The 6,542-nt window shown below is 64.5% G+C and carries 5 protein-coding genes and 1 pseudogene; 1 reads left to right on the top strand and 5 read right to left on the bottom strand.

Annotation, left to right across the window (positions count from 1 at the left end):
• A pseudogene (locus tag ACYP01_RS00750) lies at positions 1 to 454 on the bottom strand (HNH endonuclease signature motif containing protein); the annotation flags it as partial.
• Between the two features lie 196 nt (positions 455 to 650).
• On the opposite strand from ACYP01_RS00750, the gene ACYP01_RS00745 reads away from it, so the two are divergent.
• A complete protein-coding gene (locus tag ACYP01_RS00745; protein ID WP_459678177.1) occupies positions 651 to 1,538 on the top strand; it encodes an aminoglycoside phosphotransferase family protein in 888 nt (295 codons plus the stop codon).
• A gap of 89 nt (positions 1,539 to 1,627) precedes the next feature.
• On the opposite strand, the gene ACYP01_RS00740 is transcribed toward ACYP01_RS00745, so the two are convergent.
• The 4 genes from ACYP01_RS00740 to ACYP01_RS00725 form a co-directional block, all read right to left on the bottom strand.
• Positions 1,628 to 3,250 (bottom strand): amidohydrolase, encoded by a 1,623-nt coding sequence (locus ACYP01_RS00740; RefSeq protein ID WP_459678175.1) that lies wholly within the window; start codon positions 3,248 to 3,250, stop codon positions 1,628 to 1,630.
• Positions 3,251 to 3,259: 9 nt separating this feature from the next.
• Positions 3,260 to 5,437 (bottom strand): AAA family ATPase, encoded by a 2,178-nt coding sequence (locus ACYP01_RS00735; protein WP_003941536.1) that lies wholly within the window; start codon positions 5,435 to 5,437, stop codon positions 3,260 to 3,262.
• Between the two features lie 21 nt (positions 5,438 to 5,458).
• The gene (locus tag ACYP01_RS00730; protein WP_029254795.1) at positions 5,459 to 6,289 is read right to left on the bottom strand and encodes a CDP-alcohol phosphatidyltransferase family protein; all 831 of its coding nucleotides are present in this window, start codon (positions 6,287 to 6,289) and stop codon (positions 5,459 to 5,461) included.
• A 59-nt stretch (positions 6,290 to 6,348) separates the two neighbouring features.
• Positions 6,349 to 6,542 (bottom strand): phosphatidylserine decarboxylase (locus ACYP01_RS00725; RefSeq protein ID WP_459678172.1); only part of this gene is annotated, 194 nt, incomplete at its 5' end.

Raw genomic sequence — 6,542 nt, 5'->3', positions numbered from 1 at the left:
GCTTGCCGTACTGCTTCTCGATCCGCCGAATCGCCGCCCGCACCGCATCACAATCCGCAATATTCTTCGACGCCAACGACAACAAAATCCCGCGGGCCTTGTCCACATCCGCCAGGGTCATGTTCTTCGGCGGATGCTGACAAAACGACGCCACCTGACGAGCTTTCAACGCATCCACGTCACCCCGGTGAAACGCATCGCCGACCACGGGTTCGAGCATCAGCAACCGCGCCAACCCGACCAGCAGGCTGCATTCACCGATCTCCAGATTCGTCGACCCGTGCAACCACAGCGCGATCGCCCGAAAACCCTTCCCGCCGAGAACGTCCCGGGAAAACATTTCGACGATCAGCAACACCATCCGCGACTGCAACTCGTGCCGGGCGCGCACCAGATCCAGAACCTCACTCTTGAGGCCCTCACCATCCAGCTGCCACGCTTCCCGACTGTCCATGCTCAAAGTCTAATCGAACAAAGTTTCGAACACAAGACTTGTATCTCGAAAACTGTTCCTATGCAATAATTTTCGACAATTCCGATTTTTGGGACTTTTCGGATGTTCATTCGATCTGCGGCAGTCACGGCGAAGGAGGTCTGGATGTGTCGCGGTCGGTGATGCTGCTCATGTCATGCAGATTCGGAAGTTGCACATGGAGGAACCAGACATCGATGTTGCGTTGGTGCGGCGATTGCTCTCGAGTCAGATGCCACAGTGGGCCAATCTGCCGTTGCGCTTGGTCGAGTCGATCGGCACCGACAACGTCATGGTCCGAGTAGGCGATTCACTCGTAATCCGTATGCCCCGCACCCCAGGTGCGGCAGAGGGAATCACAAAGGAGCAACAGTTGGTGCCGCATCTGGCTCCACACCTACCGGTCCCCGTGCCCGTTCCGGTAGGTGTGGGTGAGGCGGCCTTCGGATACCCGTGGCAATGGTCGGTGCACCCGTGGGTGCCAGGGCGAAACCCTGTGCCCGGCATGGTCGATGACCACCTGGCCATCCAACTCGCAGACTTCGTGAACAGTCCACGTCGGATCGACACACTCGGATTGCGCCCGCAGGGATCGCTGCATTACTACCGGGCCGATCCGATTGAGCGACGAGATTCAGCGACTCGAGCGAGTATTGCAGCGTGTGGCGACCTGCTGAACGGAGCGCTGACGGAGGCGGCGTGGGAAAAGGCGCGCCACGTCATCGACTACGCAGGCGCAGCGGTGTGGATGCACTCGGATCTGCACCCGGGAAACATCCTGGTGAGCGACCGCAGCCTTTCGGCCGTGATCGATTGGGGTGGACTCGCTCTCGGAGACCCGGCAATCGACTGCCTCATTGCATGGACTCTGCTGACGCCGAGCACTCGGCATACATTCCGGCTTCATGTTGACGTGGACGAGGGCACTTGGACGCGTGGCCGCGCATGGGCTCTGTCGATTGCATTGGTTGCCTTGCCGTACTACCGCGACACGAACGAGCAGATCACGGCCTGGGCGAAACATGCGATTGCCCAGGTCATTGACGACATCCGCACTGAACCCTGAGACCACCTGCGCCGTCTCCGGTTCGCAACAATCCTTGGAACTCGAGCAGAGAAGGTTATCGGCCTTTGTCCACGGCGTTCGGCGACCGATCAGCCGATCGCGCTCAGATCCCCGTACACCGTCCGGCCCTCCAGGACGGTGGCGAGCACCGTGATGTCGGCCAGCTCGGTCGGCTCGACGTCGAGGGGATTCGCCGACAGGACAACAAGATCCGCGTAGGCGCCGGGGAAGATGGACCCGATGTGATCTTCGCTGAACAGCTGCCACGCGGCGTTGACCGTGTGGGCGCGCACGGCGGCGTCCACGGGGATCCGTTCCTGGGGTGCCACGACGCGCCCACTCGGCGAAAGCCTGGTGACGGCGTCCTGCATGTTTCGTAGCGGATTGGCGGGGGTGACGGGACCGTCGTTGTGGAAGGTGAACCGTTGTCCGGCCGCGAGTGCAGAACCTGCTGCGGCCCATACGGATCCGTATTCGGGGCCGAACAGGTCATCCACCAGAACGTCACCCCAGTAGTGCAGGTGGTCGATGAAGATGCTGACCGTGACGCCCAGTTCCGCCGCGCGGACGAACTGATCCGGACGCATCGCGCCGACGTGTTCGAGACGCAACCGGTGATCGGGCCGCGGGTGCTCCTTCAGAAGCTGCTCCCACGCGTCGAGAACCATGGTGATCGCGTCGTCACCGTGGGCGTGGCACGCCATCTGCCACCCTTTGGCGAAGTAGGCGGAACTGATGTCGTGGATCTGTTCGCCGGTGTAGTTGGCGTGCCCGTGCGTGCAGGCGATCCCGAGCGCGCGGGTGGCTTCGGTATCGAGATACGGGAAGCTGGTGGCGATGTTACCGACCCACGGTGAACCGTCGGACCAGACCTTGATGCCGATCTGGCGCACCAGGTCGTTTCCGTCGCCCGGTGACGCCTCGGTAGTGCGCGCGTCGTTGGACATCTCGTAGAGCCGCAGGCGGGTGGTGAGCAGTCCGGCGTCGGCTATCGCTGCCAGGGCGGGCCGCATCTTGGGGTCGAACGACAATTCGGCGATGGTGGTGATTCCCGCGGCGTTCAGCCGGGCGCATTCGGTCGCCACCAGTGCGGGGAAGTCGTCACCGATGGTGACTGCGTGGCCCGCGACTGCAAACACCGCGGGCATTTCGTACGCGGATCCGTCGAGTGCGCCCGTCGCGTCGTGGCCGTACGATCCGCCGATCGGATCGGGGGTATCGCGGGTGATGCCGGCCTGCACTGCTGCCGCCGTGTTGAAATACGCGACGTGTCCCGAGTTGTGCATGATCACGAGGGGGTACTCCGGCGCTACGGAGTCCAGCCAGTCGATGGTCGGATCGGGTAGGCCCTTCTGCAGCAACGGGTCCCAACCGTTCAAAGAAGCGCCGGCAGCGCCTCGCGAACGAACAGTGTCGACGACGGCAGCAACTACGGCATCCGCCTCGGCGATCGTGACAGGCCGAATGTCGACGACGTCAGGTCCGAGCACGATCGCTTCTTCGAGGGGGTGACCGTGCGGCTCGATGAACCCCGGCAGAACAGCGGCACCTCCGACGTCGACGACGCGGGTATCCGGCCCCACCAGTTCCTCGACGTCCGCGCGCGCGCCGACGGCTGTGATCCGGCCGCCCGTCACGGCGAGCGCCTGGGCGCGTGGTGCTTCTTCGTGCATGGTCACGATGTCGCCGTACAGAACCAGATCAGCAGCCATGGTCAGTCCTTATCGGTTGTCCGCGTACGCCTGTAGGTGTGCCACCTGCTCGGGATCGAGTGAGGGACGTACCTTCTCACGGGCGGTTGCCACGTCCGCGGCCGTCACGTCGGCCGCGTCCATGCTCCGACGCATGGCGGCGAGTGCAGCCTCACGCAGGAGAGCCGAGCAGTCTGCTGCCGAGTATCCCTCGAGATCGACGGCCAGAATGTCCAAATCGACATCTTCGGCGAGCGGTACCGACTTGCCGGAAGCACGCAGAATCGCTTTGCGAGCCTCCGCATCCGGCGGCGGTACGAATACGAGACGTTCGAGTCTGCCGGGGCGCAGGAGAGCCGGGTCGATCAGATCCGGTCGATTGGTGGCGCCCAACACCACGACGTCGCGTAGCGGTTCGACGCCGTCGAGTTCGGTCAACAACGCGGCTACGACGCGATCCGACACCCCGGAGTCGGAACTTTGACCACGACGCGGGGCAAGCGCGTCGATTTCGTCGAGGAAGATCAACGAGGGCGCCGAATCGCGTGCGCGCTGGAACAACTCTCTTACGGCCTTTTCGGAGGCGCCGACCCACTTGTCCATCAGCTCTGCGCCTTTCACGGCATGAACGCTGAGGTGCCCCGAGCTGGCAAGGGCGCGAACGAGATACGTCTTACCGCAGCCGGGAGGGCCGTAGAGGAGCACGCCGCGGGGTGGGTCGACACCGAGGCGTGCGAAGGAGTCGGGGTGCTGTAGCGGCCACAGCACCGCTTCGGTGAGGGCCTGTTTGGTTTCGACCATGTCGCCGACGTCGTCGAGGGTGACGCTGCCGATCGACAGTTCTTCGGTACTCGAACGAGACAGTGGCCGAATCACTTCGAGGGCACCGACAAGATCTTCCTGCGTGATCTCCGGAGAATCACCGGATTTGGACGCCCGCGTCGCCGCTCGCAAGGCAGCTTCACGGCAGAGCGCCGCGAGGTCGGCGACCACGAATCCCGGTGCGCGCGAGGCGATGGCGTCGAGTTCGAGGGTTCCGGTGGGCACGCGGCGGAGCAGGAGTTCGAGCAACGCCTTGCGGGTTGCGCCGTCCGGCAGGGTAAGTGCGAGTTCTCGATCGCAGAGATCCTGGCCGCGAAGGCGCGCGTCGACGGTCTCCGGATGGGCGGAGGTCGCGACGAATGCCACGCCCGGGGTTGCGACGGCGCTGCGCAGTTGTTCGAGGATCAGTGCGGATACCGGTTCCGCGGTGGCCGGAAGCAGAGCGTCGATGTCACTGATCAGCAGTACACCACCGCCGCGCACGGCAGCAACGGCGTCGACGATTCGCTGCAGGCGGGTATTCGCCTCGGTGGCACCGACTCCCGGGCCGTCGAGTTCGACAAGTTTGCGCGAGGACAGGACCGAGCGGGCCAACGTGGCTTTGCCCACGCCGGCGGGGCCCGTGATGAGGACGCCGAGGTGCGGTGAGGCGCCGAGCGTACGGAGCAGTTCTGGTTCGTCGAGTGCCAGGCCGAGCCACTCGGTCAGCTTGGCTGCCTGCGCCTGCGCGCCGACGAGGTGATCCAGCGGAACCGACGGTGCAGGCTCGATTGCGACGGCGGCCGGACTGGAAACAAGCGCACTCGGTGTCAGTGTGCCCGCCGAGCCGGAACCCCAGTTGACCGCCGAATTCGGCTGGACGCTGACCGGACCACCGGCAGGTTCGACGGCCGTGACGGTGAGCAGTTCGGATGTCCACGCGACGCCGAAGGTACGGGAAAGCGCTTGGGTGGCTTCGGAAGTGCTCGTACCCGGACCGAGATCGCGGGGGAGGAGCGAGACCGTGTCGCCGACGCTGACGACCTTGCCCAGAAGGGCTTGTCGCAGAACCGTCGAGCTGATCGAATTTGTCGCCATGGACGAGCCGGTGACGGAGACGGATCGCGCTCCGTACACCGTCACCGGACCGACCACGACGGAAGAGTTCTCGGTCAGGCCGACGTTCGACATGGTGACGTCGTCGAGAAGGATCGTGCCTGCCGGGGTTCCGGTGGGCGCACGGCCCGCGACGGTCGCGGTGCCGCGGGCTCCCATGAGTGCGATGGCATCCCATTCGCGGATGCCCAACGCCGCCAACGCTTCGGGGTGCAAGCGCACTACCCCGCGGCGTAGGTCGGCGGCAGAGGTGTTGAGTCGAACGGTGAGGGCGAGTTCCGGCGAAGTCACCTCTCGAGAGTACGTCGTGGACTAGCGGGGTCGCCGCAATCCGAGACGAGCGGCCGAGCGGCGACCACCGACGTTGGGTTGGCGTCGGATCGCGCGGCGTTCGGAAGGCTTGATGTCCCAGGTTTCGGGACGTGCTGCCACCCACCGCTTCGAGTGCACGGCAAACGGGATGTGCACCAGGTAGATCGCGATGAGAACGATCAGCAGGATGTACGGGTAGGTGATGAGTGCGGCCGCAGCCAACGTCACCAGGACGAGCAGGCCGGCCGCCATGTGCGGCGGCACGGATACCGACTTCATCGCCAGCGTCGGGATGCGGCTGACGATCAGTGCAGCCGAGAAGAGCGTCCACACGATGACGACGAAGTGCGAAGACCACCAGCCGTCACCCCACTGAGCCGTCGCGGCCAGGGGAGTGAGGGCGATGAGTGCGCCGGCCGGAGCCGGAACGCCGACGAAGTACTCACGTGCGTACGCGGGGACGTCGTCGTCGTCGAGCAGAGTGTTGAAACGTGCGAGTCGCAACACGATGCTGACCGCGTAGATCAACGCGATGATCCAGCCGATGCTGGTGCCGTCCAGCAAGGTCACGTACAGGACCAGGGCCGGGGCGACGCCGAAGGAGATGGAGTCGGCCAGTGAGTCGAGTTCGGCGCCGATCTTGCTGGTGGCGTCGAGCAGTCGCGCGATGCGGCCGTCGAGTGAATCGAGGACGGCAGCGGCGCCGATCATCGCGAGCGAGGTACCGGGTTGTCCGTCGAGAGCGAATTTGACGGCGGACAGCCCGGCGCACAGCGCCAGGATGGTGATGACGGACGGCAGCAACCGCACCGCCTGGGTGCGTTTGGGCATCTTCGCGCCGGGTTGGGCTGCTCCCGGCTTCTTCACGGCTGACTTCATCTTCGGCGTCTTCACGGCAGTTGCGCGATAACTGTTTCAGCACCGATCGTGCGTTGTCCCGGCTCGACCAGGAGTGTGGTTCCGGCGGGGAAATAGGTGTCGACGCGTGAGCCGAAACGGATCAGTCCGTACGTGTCGCCGATCGGCAGGACGTCACCGACACCGGCGTAGCAGACGATGCGGCGTGCAAGCAGTCCCGCGATCT

It is taken from the genome of Rhodococcus sp. no. 34 (assembly GCF_054589475.1).
This window is presented reverse-complemented; position numbering and strand designations above follow the sequence as displayed.